The 15,357-nt window shown below is 43.5% G+C and carries 23 protein-coding genes and 1 pseudogene; 13 read left to right on the top strand and 11 right to left on the bottom strand.

What is annotated here, in order from left to right; all coding sequences use genetic code 11:
- Positions 1-9: 9 nt before the first annotated feature.
- From LCF41_RS13920 to LCF41_RS13900, 5 genes are read right to left on the bottom strand one after another with little or no spacing between them, the layout of a single operon-like run.
- On the bottom strand, positions 10-210 hold the full coding sequence (locus tag LCF41_RS13920) for a phage filamentation protein Fil family protein (protein WP_225085115.1): 201 nt from the start codon (positions 208-210) through the stop codon (positions 10-12).
- Positions 207-416 (bottom strand): hypothetical protein, encoded by a 210-nt coding sequence (locus tag LCF41_RS13915; RefSeq protein WP_225085114.1) that lies wholly within the window; start codon positions 414-416, stop codon positions 207-209. Before LCF41_RS13915 ends, LCF41_RS13920 begins: the two co-directional genes overlap by 4 nt.
- Positions 409-645 (bottom strand): hypothetical protein, encoded by a 237-nt coding sequence (locus LCF41_RS13910; protein WP_225085113.1) that lies wholly within the window; start codon positions 643-645, stop codon positions 409-411. Before LCF41_RS13910 ends, LCF41_RS13915 begins: the two co-directional genes overlap by 8 nt.
- A 2-nt stretch (positions 646-647) precedes the next feature.
- Positions 648-860, bottom strand: coding sequence for a hypothetical protein (locus tag LCF41_RS13905; protein WP_015840831.1), 213 nt, complete (start codon positions 858-860; stop codon positions 648-650).
- An 11-nt stretch (positions 861-871) separates the two neighbouring features.
- The gene (locus LCF41_RS13900) at positions 872-1,063 is read right to left on the bottom strand and encodes a hypothetical protein (protein ID WP_103183595.1); all 192 of its coding nucleotides are present in this window, start codon (positions 1,061-1,063) and stop codon (positions 872-874) included.
- Positions 1,064-1,176: 113 nt separating this feature from the next.
- On the opposite strand from LCF41_RS13900, the gene LCF41_RS13895 reads away from it, so the two are divergent.
- The gene (locus tag LCF41_RS13895; protein ID WP_225085112.1) at positions 1,177-1,644 is read left to right on the top strand and encodes an ECs1072 family phage-associated protein; all 468 of its coding nucleotides are present in this window, start codon (positions 1,177-1,179) and stop codon (positions 1,642-1,644) included.
- Here the strand turns inward: LCF41_RS13895 and LCF41_RS13890 are convergent.
- Positions 1,613-1,888, bottom strand: coding sequence for a hypothetical protein (locus LCF41_RS13890; RefSeq protein ID WP_225085111.1), 276 nt, complete (start codon positions 1,886-1,888; stop codon positions 1,613-1,615). The genes LCF41_RS13895 and LCF41_RS13890 overlap by 32 nt on opposite strands.
- Positions 1,889-1,982: 94 nt before the next feature.
- Here LCF41_RS13890 and LCF41_RS13885 point away from each other — a divergent pair, with 94 nt between their 5' ends.
- Positions 1,983-2,189, top strand: a complete 207-nt coding sequence (locus LCF41_RS13885; protein WP_225085110.1) for a hypothetical protein — start codon at positions 1,983-1,985, stop codon at positions 2,187-2,189.
- Here LCF41_RS13885 and LCF41_RS13880 read toward each other — a convergent pair.
- The gene (locus LCF41_RS13880) at positions 2,179-2,436 is read right to left on the bottom strand and encodes a hypothetical protein (RefSeq protein ID WP_225085109.1); all 258 of its coding nucleotides are present in this window, start codon (positions 2,434-2,436) and stop codon (positions 2,179-2,181) included. The two genes, LCF41_RS13885 and LCF41_RS13880, sit on opposite strands and share 11 nt — an antisense overlap.
- A gap of 76 nt (positions 2,437-2,512) precedes the next feature.
- On the opposite strand from LCF41_RS13880, the gene LCF41_RS13875 reads away from it, so the two are divergent.
- Genes LCF41_RS13875 through LCF41_RS13850 form a run of 6 tightly spaced genes read left to right on the top strand, consistent with a single transcriptional unit; the run spans position 2,513 to position 6,034 of the window.
- The gene (locus LCF41_RS13875) at positions 2,513-2,896 is read left to right on the top strand and encodes an XRE family transcriptional regulator (RefSeq protein WP_225085108.1); all 384 of its coding nucleotides are present in this window, start codon (positions 2,513-2,515) and stop codon (positions 2,894-2,896) included.
- A 22-nt stretch (positions 2,897-2,918) separates the two neighbouring features.
- The gene (locus LCF41_RS13870) at positions 2,919-3,521 is read left to right on the top strand and encodes a hypothetical protein (protein ID WP_225085107.1); all 603 of its coding nucleotides are present in this window, start codon (positions 2,919-2,921) and stop codon (positions 3,519-3,521) included.
- A gap of 48 nt (positions 3,522-3,569) precedes the next feature.
- The gene (locus LCF41_RS13865) at positions 3,570-4,217 is read left to right on the top strand and encodes a type VI secretion system-associated protein TagO (protein ID WP_225085106.1); all 648 of its coding nucleotides are present in this window, start codon (positions 3,570-3,572) and stop codon (positions 4,215-4,217) included.
- Between the two features lie 28 nt (positions 4,218-4,245).
- On the top strand, positions 4,246-4,695 hold the full coding sequence (locus tag LCF41_RS13860; RefSeq protein ID WP_225085105.1) for a hypothetical protein: 450 nt from the start codon (positions 4,246-4,248) through the stop codon (positions 4,693-4,695).
- The gene (locus LCF41_RS13855) at positions 4,688-5,023 is read left to right on the top strand and encodes a hemolysin XhlA (protein WP_225085104.1); all 336 of its coding nucleotides are present in this window, start codon (positions 4,688-4,690) and stop codon (positions 5,021-5,023) included. The genes LCF41_RS13860 and LCF41_RS13855 overlap by 8 nt, the downstream gene beginning before the upstream one ends.
- Positions 5,024-5,026: 3 nt before the next feature.
- The gene (locus LCF41_RS13850; protein WP_225085103.1) at positions 5,027-6,034 is read left to right on the top strand and encodes a phage integrase; all 1,008 of its coding nucleotides are present in this window, start codon (positions 5,027-5,029) and stop codon (positions 6,032-6,034) included.
- A gap of 486 nt (positions 6,035-6,520) precedes the next feature.
- On the opposite strand, the gene LCF41_RS13845 is transcribed toward LCF41_RS13850, so the two are convergent.
- The 3 genes from LCF41_RS13845 to LCF41_RS13835 form a co-directional block, all read right to left on the bottom strand.
- Entirely contained in the window at positions 6,521-6,679 is a 159-nt protein-coding gene (locus LCF41_RS13845; protein ID WP_225085102.1) for a hypothetical protein, read from the bottom strand.
- 398 nt (positions 6,680-7,077) lie between these two features.
- On the bottom strand, positions 7,078-7,296 hold the full coding sequence (locus tag LCF41_RS13840) for a KTSC domain-containing protein (RefSeq protein WP_180742553.1): 219 nt from the start codon (positions 7,294-7,296) through the stop codon (positions 7,078-7,080).
- Between the two features lie 277 nt (positions 7,297-7,573).
- The gene (locus LCF41_RS13835; protein ID WP_225085101.1) at positions 7,574-8,989 is read right to left on the bottom strand and encodes a diguanylate cyclase; all 1,416 of its coding nucleotides are present in this window, start codon (positions 8,987-8,989) and stop codon (positions 7,574-7,576) included.
- Positions 8,990-9,126: 137 nt separating this feature from the next.
- On the opposite strand from LCF41_RS13835, the pseudogene LCF41_RS13830 reads away from it, so the two are divergent.
- Both LCF41_RS13830 and dsrB read left to right on the top strand, forming a co-directional pair.
- Positions 9,127-10,167, top strand: a pseudogene (locus LCF41_RS13830) (IS630 family transposase).
- A gap of 185 nt (positions 10,168-10,352) precedes the next feature.
- A complete protein-coding gene (gene dsrB, locus LCF41_RS13825) occupies positions 10,353-10,556 on the top strand; it encodes a protein DsrB (protein ID WP_225085100.1) in 204 nt (67 codons plus the stop codon).
- Positions 10,557-10,624: 68 nt separating this feature from the next.
- Here dsrB and LCF41_RS13820 read toward each other — a convergent pair whose 3' ends face one another.
- Positions 10,625-12,346: a methyl-accepting chemotaxis protein gene (locus tag LCF41_RS13820; RefSeq protein ID WP_225085099.1), complete on the bottom strand. Its 1,722-nt coding sequence runs from the start codon at positions 12,344-12,346 to the stop codon at positions 10,625-10,627.
- A gap of 310 nt (positions 12,347-12,656) precedes the next feature.
- On the opposite strand from LCF41_RS13820, the gene LCF41_RS13815 reads away from it, so the two are divergent.
- From LCF41_RS13815 to flhC, 3 genes are all read left to right on the top strand, one after another.
- Positions 12,657-13,589, top strand: coding sequence for a DMT family transporter (locus tag LCF41_RS13815; RefSeq protein ID WP_225085098.1), 933 nt, complete (start codon positions 12,657-12,659; stop codon positions 13,587-13,589).
- 810 nt (positions 13,590-14,399) lie between these two features.
- The gene (gene flhD / locus LCF41_RS13810) at positions 14,400-14,750 is read left to right on the top strand and encodes a flagellar transcriptional regulator FlhD (protein ID WP_015840816.1); all 351 of its coding nucleotides are present in this window, start codon (positions 14,400-14,402) and stop codon (positions 14,748-14,750) included.
- 3 nt (positions 14,751-14,753) lie between these two features.
- Entirely contained in the window at positions 14,754-15,332 is a 579-nt protein-coding gene (flhC, locus tag LCF41_RS13805) for a flagellar transcriptional regulator FlhC (RefSeq protein WP_015840815.1), read from the top strand.
- The last annotated feature ends 25 nt before the right edge of the window (positions 15,333-15,357 follow it).

The raw sequence follows: 15,357 nt of genomic DNA, 5'->3' as shown, positions 1-15,357 counted from the left end.
TCATCACCATTACGCCAATGTATTAATCAAACGAGTAAACCAGCGACGCTTTTTAGGCGCTGGCATATAGGGCTTTTGGCTCCACGGCGCAAAATAAGCCTGCGCGGGGGTTGGCTGGAAACGCTGGCCGTTTGGTAATTCCAGCCAGCCTTTATTTTCCTGCTGCGGTGATGGTGATTTTTCCTTTAATAAACGCGCTGAGCTAATCATATTACCGCCTCTAAAATTTTCTTGGTTAAGTGAAAAATAAAAAGCGCAGATACTGCAACTACAGCTACTTTTAAAAAAACAATATATGTGTTTATTAAATCTCTGTGGAAAGGTAGTTCTTTATCTCTCCATCGTTTAGTCACAACCACACCTAGGAATAAACAAACAATGATTTCTGAAAGAATGAATATTAGATTGTCACGCATGAATACAACCTCTCATTTCGTGCAGTCCATTAATATAAGAAGTTGCTTGCCCTAATGCGTCAAATAACCCGAATGATTGATCGCCTTGATTCACTCGATAACGCGTTATCGGGTTAGTTGCTGTTCTGGGGCAGCGAATAATAGAAAATCCGCGATAAACGCTGGTATGTTCGCTGACTTTAATTAATGCATGATCGATACCTAAAAATACCAGCCGATTTTTTTCCATGATTAAATTTCGCTATTGGTTATCGCATCACGAAGCATGGCGATTAAATTAACTTCGACTTTCTCCATTCGCGCTTTTTTGGGACGAATGATAATCCTTCCGTCAGAAACCATTCCTTCGCAGGTACGCAATGGAATACCCGTCATTTCTGAATATGTTTTCAATGAAACATATGGAGTAGGGACGGTGATATTAATGTTTAATGCCTTAGCCATTTCACCACCTGCTATCCTTGTGCGTTAAAAGATTCCAGTCCCCGCAGAAACACCAGACGGGCCATGCTTGAAAGCGAGCGACTTTCTTGTGCTGCCAATGCCGCTAACTTGTCGCGCTCATCGTCCGATAAGCGCATTGGGGTAGGGTTTTTGGACGCGATACCACGCGGTAAACGCGATCTCTGTTCACTAATAGCTGCCATTGTTACTTCTCCCACTATTAAGGTTTATATGCCGGAATGTTTAGCCACGTCCGGCGCGTGGTTTTGTGGTAGGCTTCAAGTGCTACCAATCAACCAACCACAAAGGGAAATTTATGGAGCTCAATCTAACTTCCTGTCTTCACGCTTATAACCGTACTTCTGCTAATATCGCCAGTGCTTTAAAAATTAATAATCCAGACAATACAAGGATTGCTCCGTTTATAACTAATCGCACTCTAATCATTTTTAAGCTTGAGCTTATTCTTTTTAATCACCGTGAAGAATTCGATAAGGAACGTAAAATTCTTTCTGGTGTAAATGCACTCACTCATTATTTGTTTTACAAAAAAAACGTATCCATTTCAGATGCGAGAAATATTAGATTGAATGATGCAATAATTATTTTATGTGATGAAATTAACCGCTATGTAATTCCAAATGATGTAATTAAATTCATCATCGAACATGGTGATAACTACAGCTCAGCCGATGAAGATATATCTCAACTCACTGAAAAGCATTCTTCTTACATACCAGAAGAGTGGAATGCTAATTTTGCTGATGAACTACTCCGGAAATAATTTTTTCGAGTTCAGCTAATCTTTTTTCTGACTCATCAGCATTAGCCCGCAGCCTTTCAGGTTTTCCTCGGAGAGAACTGCGGGTATAGATCACATCAGCAGTTTCGCGCAGGAATTCAATCAACTCATCATCGTTCAACCCAGCGCTGAAGATTTTAGGGCGTTTTTGAGCCTCTACCTCTGCACCTACAGCACGTTCCCCGGTGTTGGACTGTGCGCTCAGATCATGATTTTCTTGTGTCATATATTTCTCCATTTTTAAGTATGTGCCGGAGTTTTTAGCCACGTCCGGCGCGTGGTATCCTCACTGCTCTCACACAAAGTAAGGATGTTATGAAATGACAAACAAAGAACTACAAATAAAAGAAACTGGTGAAGTGATAAAAGCTGCATTAAATAATGGTTCTCTACAGCAATTATCTCAGTTAGTTGCAAATCAGCTTCCGGCTAGAAGTGATGGTTCACCCCACACATACAACTCAATTACCTTCGAAGAGTTGTACGCAACCGTATTCAATGCAGTAGGCAAAGCTATCAAGTCTTAACCGCTGATCCAGATAGCACATTGCAAGACTCTGTTTCTGCTGCCAGTGCTAGTGTCAGAATAATTTTTATATCTCGGCTGAAGACCTTTTTTCCAAGCTCTTCAGCCTTTTTATTAATACTTTCCGTAAGGCTGGCTGCGATACTCAGTCGCTCATTATTTTCCAATACCCCCAAGTTCTTCTCTGCACCTACAGCACGATCCCTGGTGTTGGACTGTGCGCTCAGATCATGATTTTCTTGTGTCATAATGGTATGTTGTGATCCACTGTTAGCCTGTTGAATGCATTTTGGTATTCATTTGAATACAAGTCAAGGAAAAATTATGCGTTTGGATATCGGCGAGCGTCTTCGAGAAGAAAGAGAGCGTCTCAGCCTTAGTCAATTGGCTCTTGGTGAAATTGGTGGAGTAAAGAAATTAGCCCAACTCAAGTACGAGAAAGGCGAAAGATCGCCAGATGCTGATTATCTCAATGGAATAGCTAAGATTGGCGTTGATATTCAATATGTTGTTTTAGGTAAACGTTCGGCTGAAGTTCTTAGTGATGATGAACAAGAATTAGTTGGGCATTACCGGAAAGCGCCCATAGCAGTGAAAGCCGCTGCTTTAGCTGCATTGACGGCGGGGAGTTCTGCAACAGCATCGATAAACGTAACGGGTAGCGGCCAGCGCGTAGCGGGCAGGGACTATCACGAAGGCAAGAAGTAGCGAAGCATCAAGGATGTAATGGATGACCGTAGAGGCTCAAGGGGATAATAATCGGGTCGCAGGACGTGATTATTACGAAAAAAATATCAATATTGCCGCACCAGAAGCTAAAGAAGATTTGCGCCCGTTGGTTAGTGCACAGCGTTCCCAATTAAACCAGTTGGTGAAAGATATTGCGGAAGCAGGGCGTGAAGAGGCTCGTTTTGTTTGGCGTCGCTTACATGCTGAACTCGGTGTGAATGGCATTGAAGAAATCACCATCAGCCAGTATTCCACGGCGCTCAGTTTCCTGAATGCGTTACATGATCGTAGTCGGGAAAAAGATGCTAATAAAAAATTAGTGTCCCAATTATTAAGAAGCACACAGCAGAACGGATTACGTGAACAGCTTACGCGATTCTGTCACATCAATTTTGGTACAAGCCGGTTAATTGATTTAACTCGCCCCCAGCTTCAGCAAGCAATGGGGTGGTTGGATGAACGGCAGGGCGGAACTAAATCCAACGCATCACCCCCAAAAGTGCAGGCGTGGCAAGATGCGGTAAATACCTTAAAAGCAGAACCTCGGATTTTTGGCGCAGTGCTTGCGGCGGGGATCGTGCTGGGGATGCTTTTGGCGCATTGATACATAGAAATTATTTCTTATTTTATTTTTAATCAAATGGAGTCTTTGATGAATAAAAAATACCTTTTAACAGCAATGTCATTTTTATTATGTAGTGGTTCTTTTGCAGCAGAACTAAACCTCAGTAATGATGAAATATTAGCCTGTAAATCAATTGGTGATAGCAAACAGCGATTAGCCTGTTTCGATAAAGTAGATAAAAAAGCTGAGGCACCTGTCAGCCAGAAAAATGACGCAAATGATGATAGTAACCCTACTGGCGATGTTGGGAAGTGGGTTATTAATAAAGAGCAGTCACCTCTGGACGATTCATGGAATGTTTATGTGTATCAAAATGCTGAAGAACCTATCAGAGGCCAGTTTGGTCAGCCAGTAATGCCAACATTATTTCTAACCTGCAAGGAAGGAAAGACTAATCTTTTCCTGAACTGGGATTCTTATCTTGGCTTAGATGAAACTTATATGACACATCGTGTAGATTCTCAGAAACCGGTTAAAAAGACATGGAATATTTCAACGGATAATAAAGCCGTTTTTTATACTGGAAAAACTATTTCATTCATTCAAGAGCTTATGAAAAGTAAGTCTCTATACACAACCATAGTGCCATATAGTGAGAGTCCTGTTTCCGCTCGTTTTGATTTGACTGGGTTGTCAGAAGCAATTAAGCCTCTGCGTGGTGCATGTAAGTGGTGATTATTTTAAATCCCGAAGAGCAATATATATGACAGATAATAATAGATCCCCCCTAGAGTTAGATGAGATTTTTGCAACTCAAACTCTCAAGAGAGAGCGAGCAGAAGAAAAATTAAAAGAACGATTAATGAAAGTTACGCCCAAGTTGTTTGCAGAGTTCCTCTCTGCAAAGGGCGCTGCACAACACTGTTTGTCATGCGGTTCTCCAGCATTATCTGTTCCTGAAAGTGGATCGCTTGGTTCTGTCGATTTACCAGAAAATGCAAGTGAGCTATCACCAGAAGAGCTAGTAAAATCCATAAATTCTCTGGTGACGCGTTATGTTACCTATCGATATGTTGATCCAACTGCCTACCCCAGACCATCCAACTGCGAATACCGAGTTTCTTGCATAAATTGTGGTCACGTAAGTTTTTACCGAGTTTATCCGGTTCTGAAATGGATCGAAAATAGTGATAATGAGGCTGATTATGAATAAGGATAATAATAACAAGGTTATACAGCTTCATGATGCACCGTTACCTTTTGCTGATAGAATGAAAGAAAGTGATAATGGCGGTAGTGGAGGTGATGGTATGGACGAGTTACTGAAACGAGTAGCTAAAGCGGAAGACAGCATTGCTCAGATAAAAGTTGATCTAGCTAAGCTATCAGTACGCTCGGAAGAGTTTGCAACCAAAAGCGATCTACAGAAAGAAATGTCGTCTATCCATAAAGAAATTTCTGCACAAACAAAATGGATTGCCGCGACTATCATTGGCACAGCAGGTATAGCTTTAGCTGTGGCGCGTTTTTTGTTCGTCTAGAATATGGCTGTAAGCAAACTTCCATCTGGCAAATGGCTTTGTCAGTGCTTCCCATATGGTCGTGATGGTAAACGCATCCGCAAACAGTTTGCCACTCGCGGCGAGGCGCTTTCTTATGAGCGCCGCCTTATGGCCGATAAAAAAGGCATCGATACCACAACCAGTAATATCACTCTGAAAGATTTGGTTCAGCGCTGGTATGACATGCACGGCAAAACGCTGTCATCCGGTGATTCCCGCTACACGAAATTACTCGCCATTTGTGAACGTCTAGACGATCCGTTTGCTATCGACGTTGATAAAAATATGTTTGCTGTGTACCGCGAACGACGCCTTAAAGGTGAGTGGAATCCAAAGGGTAAAGCCGTTCTGAAAGAAGCGACGGTCAACCGTGAATATTCTTACCTGCGTGCAGTCTTCTCCGAACTGAAAAGGATGGGGGAGTGGGATAAAGAAAATCCACTGGATGGCATACGCCAATTCAAAGAGGGCGATCAGGAACTGGCATTTCTCTATCCGGACGAAATAAAGCGCCTGCTGGCTGCGTGTGATGAATCAGACAATAAGGATTTGGGTATTATCGTTCGCTTGTGCCTGGCTACCGGAGCACGGTGGAGTGAAGCACAGGATTTAAAGCAATCTCAAATCCTGCCAAACCGTGTCACGTTCACCAAAACGAAAGGCAACAAGAACAGAACGGTGCCAATTTCTGAGAAGATGCGCAGCTTGCTGCCTAAAAAACGTGGGGCGCTTTTCACCCCAGCTTATGAGTCTTTCAAGTACGCCATTAAACGGGCTGGCATTGAATTACCGAGCGGGCAGCTTACCCACGTTTTACGCCACTCATTCGCATCACATTTCATGATGAACGGCGGGAATATTCTGGTACTGCAACAGATTTTAGGCCACAGCACTATCACCATGACAATGCGTTATGCCCACTTTGCTCCTGATCATCTGGATGCGGCTGTTACCCTAAATCCATTCGATTCATTAGAAATAGATAAGTAATCATATCGCTGCCATTGTCAAATTTGATGGCAGCAAAAACGAGCGTAGCGCAATATTCCGTACAATTCCGTAATTGCAAGTCTTTGATATAATTTAACCTATTGTTTTATTTAATGTGGTGTAACTTTTTAAAATCCCTCGGCGTTCGCGCTGTGCGGGTTCAAGTCCCGCCCCGGCACCATTGATTTAACTTCAATAAAAACAAGAAGTTATAAAATAAAATTCAACCGCCGAAAGGCGGTTTTTTTGTGCCTGAAAAATAGCGAGTGGTAGCGAAGAGCCGGCACTAGAGAAGTGGATGTCATGGGCAACTTTGCAAGCGAATGACAGCATGATGCTTCCGTACACCATACCTCTGGGAAGCATCGTGCGCTGGCCTGCTTTTACGACGGGCGTATTGGTGTTCTGGTTCGCATTTTGGCGAGCGATAAGGTTAATGACGCTAAGGTTGCCGCCGTATCTCTGTAACCGGCGTGTTCATTGTACTTACGCGAGTTGTTGGCCTTGTTCCAGCATTTCTTTTATACACTCTTGTACTTTTAGATCTAACGCCATGCGTTCTTCTACCGGCATTGCCTCATATTGCTCCTTGGATATTCCCATGGATGCAAGTACGGAGAAGAATAATCTTTCTTCATGAGACATGGAGACCCAGTCCATAAATTCCTGTGCTGCTTTCGAACGCAGGGGCTCAATTTTAGCGCTGGGCTCGTGTCGGAGAGCTGTCCGCTATCCTTCGCCTTCTCAAGTGCCATTTTGAAAGTATCTTCATCTGGTGTAATAGTGTGCTTACTGGACTGAGCAAATACAAGATTAGCCCCCTGAATATCCGATGCGATCATATGAACTCTCCTTAGTTAGACAGGATAGATACTCACACAGTCTGAAGGGATGTTATCGGTAAGATACCGTCTGGATATAGGTTTAATTCACATGATGAGTTGTGGGGCAGAAAGACGGTTGAGAAAGTTGGGGCAAGCTGGTGGGCTTTACGTCGTCGTTAAGAAACGACGACAAATATCGACGCGATGATGGCTAAATTTTTATCTGATTTTTCGGCATAAAAATTTATCTTTTATCACGCCATCAAAGAAACGGCCTTTAGAGACGACAGCGTCAGAAATAAATTTTTTATAGATAGATTCAGGTACGCCAACATATTGATAGATCTCTTTATTATGAAATTCTATCTCAAGGTTATGCGTCTTTGGATCGTACCCAATGGAATAAATTCGTGACGATGAAACCTGCTGTCGCTGCAATGCTCGTTCCTCCCCTGCGTAAATAAGATCAAACTATCAAAGATTCACTGCATGATGCATTGTCGACGATCATGCTTATTTATTGAATATGTATCAAATTTCTGGCGGATTGGTTAGTAAAATCGGTGGTTTATCGTTTTTATGCTGTGAATTTGTTCAATGAATGGAAGAATCTAACTGCTTGCTTAGCGAGGGGATACAAACCTGCGATGATGAATAGCTGACTATTCTTTTTCGCTTGTGGCCAGAAGCGCAGGCTTGCAGCAAGGTAAAATAGTTATTCTTCCGGGGCGTATTCGATCCGGTTTCTTCCATTGGCTTTTGCCTGATAGAGCGCATCGTCTGCTGCTTTTATCAGACATTCATAATCTGGATGGCCGCTATACACGGCGATACCTGCGCTTATGGTTATTGTAACGCTTTCACCGCTTTGGAGATAAATCGGGTGATCCTGAATTTTCTTTCTCAATCGATCAATGATGGTGTGGGCGGCAACTTTGGGTGTTTCAATAAGCACGATCATGAATTCTTCCCCGCCGTAACGGAAAACATAGTCGCTGTTCCTCATGCTTTCATAAAGCACTTCTGCAATCCTTTTCAGGATGTTATCACCAGCTGCATGGCCATAAGTGTCATTGACGGTTTTAAAGTGGTCAATATCAATCATGGCAATGCTGAGCGGGGCATTTGAGTGCATGGCCAGCGATATTTCATGCCGAAGAATGGTTGGCAGGAAGCGACGGTTTAGCAGAAGGGTCAACGTATCCTTACCGCTTTCCAACTTTTGGACTTCGTCAAATAGCGATCTCAGCAGCATATTTATTTTATAAATTTTGCTTCTGACAGCTTTAAGTAGCGGGGCGTAATCCTGCTGCGTCAGTAGTGCGGTAGTGCTATAGCTGTGAATATACTCATCCGTTTCCGTCATGATTGAGGCGATAGTACGTATCCCCTGAATGTTACTGAAACTGGATTTCCCCTTATGGTTAAACCACAGCCCAAACTCTGAATCACTCAGGTCTTGGATGCTGTAAAGCGGTGTACCTGTCGCGACGCTGAAAATAAAAGCATTTTCCCAGTTTAGTAGCGATGCATTCTGACGCTCTCTCTCCATACTGGCGTTTTCCAGAATAGAAAATAGCCGATAGGATTCTTCATTTTTGGCGGCGAGATCGTGCGATTGTGAATAGGTTTTACTCATGATCTCTAGGGCGATATCCATAGAGATAGAGGCAAAACGCATGGCATCAAAACATAGCGCTTTATCCTCTGCAACCAGCCCGATCTCTTCATAAAGGTGCCATTTTAGGCGCCGAGCGCCGCGCTCGACCAGATCGACGGGAATACCAATGCGTGCATGAATCTGGCCAATTTTCTTTTGATGATTAATCAGGTCAGCCAGATGTTTCCCGGTATTCGTTAGAATATCTGCTATCCACTGGCTCATCGAGCCATGGAGACGATCGTGGACTTGCTGGCTGGAAAGAAAAAGGGAGGCCTCCTGATCTTTGAGCATGTAAGAGTAGAACTCGTCAGCAAAGTCGGACGCCTTCTGATCGGAGAGGATTCGCAGTAGATTAAAAGATTTCTGTGAGGTTGTGGCTATCAATTGCATCCATTCTGATGTTATGACTTGATTGTAGTCCAACTCACCGTTATCTCTCTGTTCATTAACGTTCAATAGTTCGTTCAACTTTTAATCTCTTTTGCGAATATGTCGGATGTACTAAATAACTTTGCCAAATAGTAGATCACTTGAAGGGAACTCAGTCCGAGTTATGCGATCTGATCAATCGCCAAATCAAAACAAATCACCAACCGGACTGAGCGATGCCGATCATAGCAGCAATCCCTGATGAAGAACGACGACTAATGCGTAAAGAAGCCCAACAGACACATGATAAAAATTACTCCAGACGACTCATCGCCATACTGATGCTGCATCGGGGAATGACTGTCACCGACGTTGCCAGACTGCTTTGTGCGGCCCGCTCATCGGTTGGAAGATGGATAAATTGGTTTACTTTACATGGTGTTGAAGGTCTAAAGAGCCTCAAAGCCGGACGAGCACCGCGCTGGCCAGTCGCTGATATCCTGCATATGCTACCGCTTCTTATTAAACGCTCTCCTCAGGATTTTGGCTGGCTGCGCTCCCGCTGGAGTACCGAGCTGTTGGCACTTATCATTAACCGGCTTTTTAACGTGACGCTTCATCCTTCCACGTTACATCGCTATCTGAGACGAGCGGGTATTGTCTGGCGCAGAGCCGCGCCAACACTGAAAATCAAAGATCCAGATTATGAGGAAAAACGATTCGTCATCGAACAGGCGGTCTCTCGGAAACAAACGGAGCATCCCGTGTTTTATCAGGATGAAGTAGATATCGACCTGAACCCGAAAATCGGCGCGGACTGGATGCTCAAAGGGCAACAGAAACGTATTACTACGCCGGGACAGAACCAAAAGTATTATCTGGCAGGGGCACTGCATTCGGATACGGGACGAGTCCATTAAGTTGGCGGCAGTAAAAAGTGTTCTGATTTATTTATCAAGCTGTTAGAGACATTACGGCGGACATATCGGCGAGCGAAAACCATTACGCTGGTCGTTGATAATTACATCATTCATAAAAGCCACAAGGTGAAAAAGTGGCTGGAAAAAAATACGAAGTTCCGGTTGTTGTTCCTGCCCACGTATTCGCCGTGGCTAAATCCAATCGAGTTGCTGTGGTTGTCGTTACACGAAACGATAACGCGTAACCATCAGTGCCGGTATATGTGGCAGTTACTGGAACAGGTAAAATTATTTATGAATGCCGCTTCACCGTTCCCCGGCAATCAGCATGGTCTGGCTAAAGTGGAGCGGTATTAGGCGAAGTCATTTAGGATAGAAACGATCAATTTTTTGCCTGAATAATCGATATTTAATGACAGAGAGGGTCAATATGGCGTTGTTAAAAACAAATAAAATTAATCATTTCATACAGGTACTATTACTACCGTAGTTGCAAATGATAATGCTGTTTTTTGATGTTAGAAGCTATTTTGAGATAATTTATGAAAGTTAATGATCTGGTTACAGTTAAAACCGATGGGAAAACGCGCCGGGAAGGGACGATTCTGGCTGTGGAAACGTTCCAAGAAGGGATAATGTACTTAGTTGCATTAAAAGATTACCCAGCCGGTATTTGGTTTTTCAATGAGGCTGACAGTAAAGATGGTACGTTTGTTGAGCCAAAAACGTTGCCGCAAAAAGAGTAATGGGAAGATGTCGATGACGAGCATTGTCCGTGTATGAACAATGCTCGTAGTGGATTGGCTATCCAGTATTAGAACGTTTCCCAGTTACCGTTTTCTGTATTGGTTTTACGGGGGAGGGCAAGTGAGGAGCGATCCTTCGCGGCCAGAGCGTTCGGCTGGGCAGGGGTTGAAGGTGCACTTGATAAATGTCCAGATAGCTTAAATGTTGCAACTGCGCGGGTCAGCAGGGCAGCTTGCTCTTCCAGCGATGCGGCTGCTGCACTGGCTTCCTGAACAAGTGCAGCATTCTGCTGTGTTACGCTATCCATTTCAGATATTGCCTGGCCGACTTGAGTGATTCCCCGGCTTTGTTCGTCAGACGCAGAGGCAATCTCACCCATGATGTCAGTGACGTTAGTAACGGCATCGACGATCTCTTTCATGGTTTGACCTGCGTTATCAACCAGAACAGAGCCACTATTGACCAGATTGACGGATTCGGAAATCAGCGTTTCTATCTCTTTTGCGGCTTGTGCACTACGCTGGGCAAGACTACGAACCTCGCTGGCGACGACGGCAAAACCACGTCCCTGTTCTCCCGCTCTGGCCGCTTCAACCGCCGCATTTAGCGCAAGGATATTCGTCTGGAATGCAATGCTGTTAATAACATTGGTAATTTCAGAGATTTTCTTTGAACTACCCGAAATACTGTTCATCGTGTTGACGACATTTGCAACGATCTCGCCACCCTGTTTAGCTTTTCCAGAAGCATTCGCCGCGAGCTGGCTTGCGTGATGCGCGTTTTCTGAGTTTTGCTTCACAGTTGCAGTCAATTGCTCCATGCTTGCGGCAGTCTGTTCAAGCGCTGCGGCTTGCTGTTCGGTTCGCGAGGAAAGGTCTGTATTACCGGATGAAATCTCCGTCGAACCTTGATAAATAGAATCTGCACTTTCTCGGACTGTAGTGACGGTTGTGACCAGAGAAGACTGCATTTGCTGAACGTTGCTGGCTAGCGTACCGATCTCATTACTGCCATAACGCTCTGACATTTGAGTCAAATCGCCTTGTGCAATTCGCTGAATTCGCGTCACCAACTGATTCATTGGTTTGATGAGAATACTTCTGAGAAGTAAGAACGTCAGAAGCGTTAAAACCGTTGCCAGAGTAAAGCTGCCCCCCATCAATGAATACCCGAGTAGCGCGTTTTTACGCGCAGTTTCGTTTAATTCTTTCGCTCTTTGCGTACGGTAAGCGACAGCTTCTAACAAATATTTGTTATAGGCCAAATCCAAAACACGGGTTTCTTCAGATTCGAGAGTGATAACCTCTTCAAACAACCCCTGTTTTGCCGCAGTAAGCATTAACATCAGACCTTGATTGACATAAGCATCATAGGATTTGCGCAGATCGCCGTCCAACGCCATATCTTGCGGTGTTTTAACCGGGCGCTCTTCATAGACCATAAATGCTTTTTTTGACTGTTCCAGCCGCTGTTCAGCTTGCTTCAGGTTGTCATTGAAGACCTGAGAATCACCAATACGCGCAGCTGCAGCAGCCTGGATTAGCAACAGACGTGCGGTACGAAGATGGTTGGAACTGTTTGAGATCCCCATTCGGGTATCAATTTCTTGTGTAACGTCGTCTAATGATTGATTGCTGCTTTGTAGAAAATAGCTGGATGTGCCAATAGATGCTGCAAATAACAGCATGATTCCACCCAGAATAATGACGAATAAGGGAACTAGCCGTAAATTGCTCAGCATGCCAGCCTCGGCGTGCTGCTCAGACCTTGAAGTTATTTTCATATCCATTCACTCATTCTCAGGAGTTTATGATTTACCATGCCACTAGTGGTGGCATTGGCGTTTAGGTTTTAGTGTCTACATTAATGACAATCCATTAGCTAAACAACCAATGTAAAAGGTAATCGGCATATATTGAGAAACCTTAATCAAATTCGGTGCGATCCCGATCACGTTTTTAACTCTTTAAAAAGAAAAGAGAAATACGTGATGCGAAATCATACAGAATGATAATAAAAAATAAAGAGTCTGGTTTCCTAACTTTATTTGTCTGGGGTTCAACGCTATTATGTCGAATCTATCTTCGGAGGAATTTTTCTTGGAAAAGCGTCCGCATTTTTTCTCTGATAAAAAAGTTGTTTTTTTTATCGCCACATTATGCTGTTTGCTCTGGGGAAGTGCTTATCCGGCAATTAAAAATGGTTATGAACTGTTTCACATTGCAGATAATGATATTCCTGGAAAACTTGTTTTTGCAGGCTACCGATTCGCGTTTGCCGGGCTGTTGCTGCTAGTGCTTGCCGTGCTAAGTGGGCGATCTATCGGGCGCTTCCAGCGCGGGCAGTTAGTCCAGCTAAGCATCCTGGGAATATTCCAGACATCACTGCAGTACGTTTTCTTCTATATCGGTCTGGCTTATACCACGGGTGTTAAAGGTTCGATCATGAATGCAACCAGTACTTTTTTTAGCGTGCTGCTTGCTCATTATTTATACCAGAATGATAAATTAAATATCAACAAGCTAACTGGCTGTATATTAGGCTTTGTCGGTGTGATGGTCGTTAATATCAACAGTAACGGAATGAGCACCGGTTTTACGCTGTTGGGTGATGGGTTCGTTGTTATTGCAGCATTTATTTTGTCAGCATCTACTATATATGGTAAGCGAATATCGCAAACGATGGACCCAACGGTGATGACCGGTTATCAACTGGCTATTGGCGGGATCATTTTAACGATATCGGGATACTGTACAGGTGGGACACTCATCATGCCGGATTGGAAAGCGGTACTGATGCTGGGCTATCTTATTTTGCTCTCGTCAGTCGCTTTTTCATTATGGAGCCAACTGCTGAAATACAATCGAGTCGGTATGGTTGCGCCATTTAATTTCCTTATCCCGGTATCTGGCACGTTGCTGTCAGCACTGTTCCTGAATGAAAGCATCCTGGAGTGGAAATATTTCTTTGCACTCGTCCTGGTGTGTTCAGGCATTTGGCTGGTCAATCGGGTTGTGAAAAGCGATCGGTAAATGTTTCAGTCATCCAACCCACATAGCGCCCTGAAGACAAGGCCTGTAGCGTGAAATTTGAGAGCAGAACGATTTCATGCTACAGCCCCCGCAATCAGTCTCAGTCGCTCACCAATTTCTTTAATATCAATGCAGTATCTTCTTCCTTACATTTTCCTGTCATATCTATATGTTCTGTTGTCGTTACAGCAGTGCTCTGGCAGAAGAGAGACAAATTTTGCTTCAGAACATGCAGCTAAGAGTTTTTTGGGTAAAAAGTGTAAGTTTTTCGTGAAAGGTATAAACTTACATAACGGTGTGCGTTTTAGATGCAAGGGATTTTTTGTATATCTATCACTTACATAGCAAGCAAATCGTTTCTTTTTTATTATTTTCAAGGATCTTTTTTGTAACGTTTCGTGCGCGTTTTTGGCGTAAAAATAGGCGCAAAAGTGATCTGACCAGACACGGTTTGGCTCATAATGCTTTCATTTGTGTGATCTGTATCACATAATGACCAAAATCCTTATTCAGTCGCGTTGTATGTGCTATGGATTAGGCGGTACAGTTGCGCTGTTTTAGGATTAATCCTATGCTTTGATTGGAGTGGGTCTCCTGGATGGAACTAAAAAGCAACGGATGAACGGATTCGCAGCGTGATGCGTAAAGTTGGCAAGTAACGATTGCCCGAATAAGAAATGATAAAGTAGTAACTCGCAGTATCTGGCACCGATAGTTTTTTATGCCATCAATGGAGAGTGATTTTCGAACTGGGCGATATGGTCTATCACCTAACTTATGTTTTAAACATAGCCTGTCGGGATGGGAAATATGGGTACCTCTGAATTACTCAAACACATTTATGACATTAATCTGTCTTATTTGTTACTGGCGCAACGCTTAATTAATGATGAAAAAGCTTCTGCTATGTTCCGTCTTGGAATCAATGACGAGATGGCAGATACCTTGATGCAACTGACTTTACCGCAGATGGTGAAATTGGCAGAAACTAACCAGTTGATATGCCATTTCCGTTTTAACGATCACAATACAATCAAAGTGTTGACTCAGGAATCGCGCGTGGATGATTTACAGCAAATTCATACCGGGATTCTGTTGTCGAGCCACTTATTACAACAGTTAACTTCGAAAGAAGAAAACCTGCCTAAGAAAAGGGCATAAGTAATGGCGGAGAAAAGTATTGTTCAGGAAGCGAAAGATATCCAATTAGCAATGGAACTCATTTCGCTTGGCGCTCGTTTACAGATGTTAGAAAGTGAAACTCAGCTAAGTCGCGGACGTTTGATTAAACTGTATAAAGAACTGAGAGGAAGTCCGCCGCCCAAGGGAATGCTACCTTTTTCAACGGATTGGTTTATGACCTGGGAACAGAATATTCATTCATCAATGTTCTACAACGCATACAGCTTTTTAATCAAGAATGGACAGTGCAGTGGTGTTGAGGCGGTTATTAAATCTTACCGGCTTTATCTCGAACAGTGTGCGCCGCAGAGCGATTCTCCACTGTTGGCATTGACGCGAGCCTGGACATTAGTCCGGTTTGTTGACAGCGGTATGCTGCAACTGTCGTCATGCAATTGCTGCAAAGGGATGTTCATTACTCATGCTCATCAACCTAAAAACAGTTTTGTTTGTAGTTTGTGCCAACCCCCTTCCAGAGCGGTAAAAAAGCGTAAACTTTCGCAAAATCTTGCCGATATAATACCTCAACTGCTGGATGAACAGGTAAAACACGCAGTCTGAGCCTGTAGCGATTTGTGAATCTATC

The sequence above is a fragment of the Pectobacterium colocasium genome (assembly GCF_020181655.1).
GTDB lineage: Bacteria > Pseudomonadota > Gammaproteobacteria > Enterobacterales > Enterobacteriaceae > Pectobacterium > Pectobacterium colocasium.
Note: the sequence above shows the minus strand (reverse complement) of the source record. Positions and strands in the feature narration are given on the sequence as shown.

Coding starts and splice junctions, on each gene's coding strand:
- LCF41_RS13920 (WP_225085115.1), bottom strand. CDS start 210: ATGATTAGCTCAGCGCGTTTATTAAAGGAAAAATCACCATCACCGCAG.
- LCF41_RS13915 (WP_225085114.1), bottom strand. CDS start 416: ATGCGTGACAATCTAATATTCATTCTTTCAGAAATCATTGTTTGTTTA.
- LCF41_RS13910 (WP_225085113.1), bottom strand. CDS start 645: ATGGAAAAAAATCGGCTGGTATTTTTAGGTATCGATCATGCATTAATT.
- LCF41_RS13905 (WP_015840831.1), bottom strand. CDS start 860: ATGGCTAAGGCATTAAACATTAATATCACCGTCCCTACTCCATATGTT.
- LCF41_RS13900 (WP_103183595.1), bottom strand. CDS start 1,063: ATGGCAGCTATTAGTGAACAGAGATCGCGTTTACCGCGTGGTATCGCG.
- LCF41_RS13895 (WP_225085112.1), top strand. CDS start 1,177: ATGGAGCTCAATCTAACTTCCTGTCTTCACGCTTATAACCGTACTTCT.
- LCF41_RS13890 (WP_225085111.1), bottom strand. CDS start 1,888: ATGACACAAGAAAATCATGATCTGAGCGCACAGTCCAACACCGGGGAA.
- LCF41_RS13885 (WP_225085110.1), top strand. CDS start 1,983: ATGACAAACAAAGAACTACAAATAAAAGAAACTGGTGAAGTGATAAAA.
- LCF41_RS13880 (WP_225085109.1), bottom strand. CDS start 2,436: ATGACACAAGAAAATCATGATCTGAGCGCACAGTCCAACACCAGGGAT.
- LCF41_RS13875 (WP_225085108.1), top strand. CDS start 2,513: ATGCGTTTGGATATCGGCGAGCGTCTTCGAGAAGAAAGAGAGCGTCTC.
- LCF41_RS13870 (WP_225085107.1), top strand. CDS start 2,919: ATGACCGTAGAGGCTCAAGGGGATAATAATCGGGTCGCAGGACGTGAT.
- LCF41_RS13865 (WP_225085106.1), top strand. CDS start 3,570: ATGAATAAAAAATACCTTTTAACAGCAATGTCATTTTTATTATGTAGT.
- LCF41_RS13860 (WP_225085105.1), top strand. CDS start 4,246: ATGACAGATAATAATAGATCCCCCCTAGAGTTAGATGAGATTTTTGCA.
- LCF41_RS13855 (WP_225085104.1), top strand. CDS start 4,688: ATGAATAAGGATAATAATAACAAGGTTATACAGCTTCATGATGCACCG.
- LCF41_RS13850 (WP_225085103.1), top strand. CDS start 5,027: ATGGCTGTAAGCAAACTTCCATCTGGCAAATGGCTTTGTCAGTGCTTC.
- LCF41_RS13845 (WP_225085102.1), bottom strand. CDS start 6,679: ATGTCTCATGAAGAAAGATTATTCTTCTCCGTACTTGCATCCATGGGA.
- dsrB (WP_225085100.1), top strand. CDS start 10,353: ATGAAAGTTAATGATCTGGTTACAGTTAAAACCGATGGGAAAACGCGC.
- LCF41_RS13820 (WP_225085099.1), bottom strand. CDS start 12,346: ATGGATATGAAAATAACTTCAAGGTCTGAGCAGCACGCCGAGGCTGGC.
- flhD (WP_015840816.1), top strand. CDS start 14,400: ATGGGTACCTCTGAATTACTCAAACACATTTATGACATTAATCTGTCT.
- flhC (WP_015840815.1), top strand. CDS start 14,754: ATGGCGGAGAAAAGTATTGTTCAGGAAGCGAAAGATATCCAATTAGCA.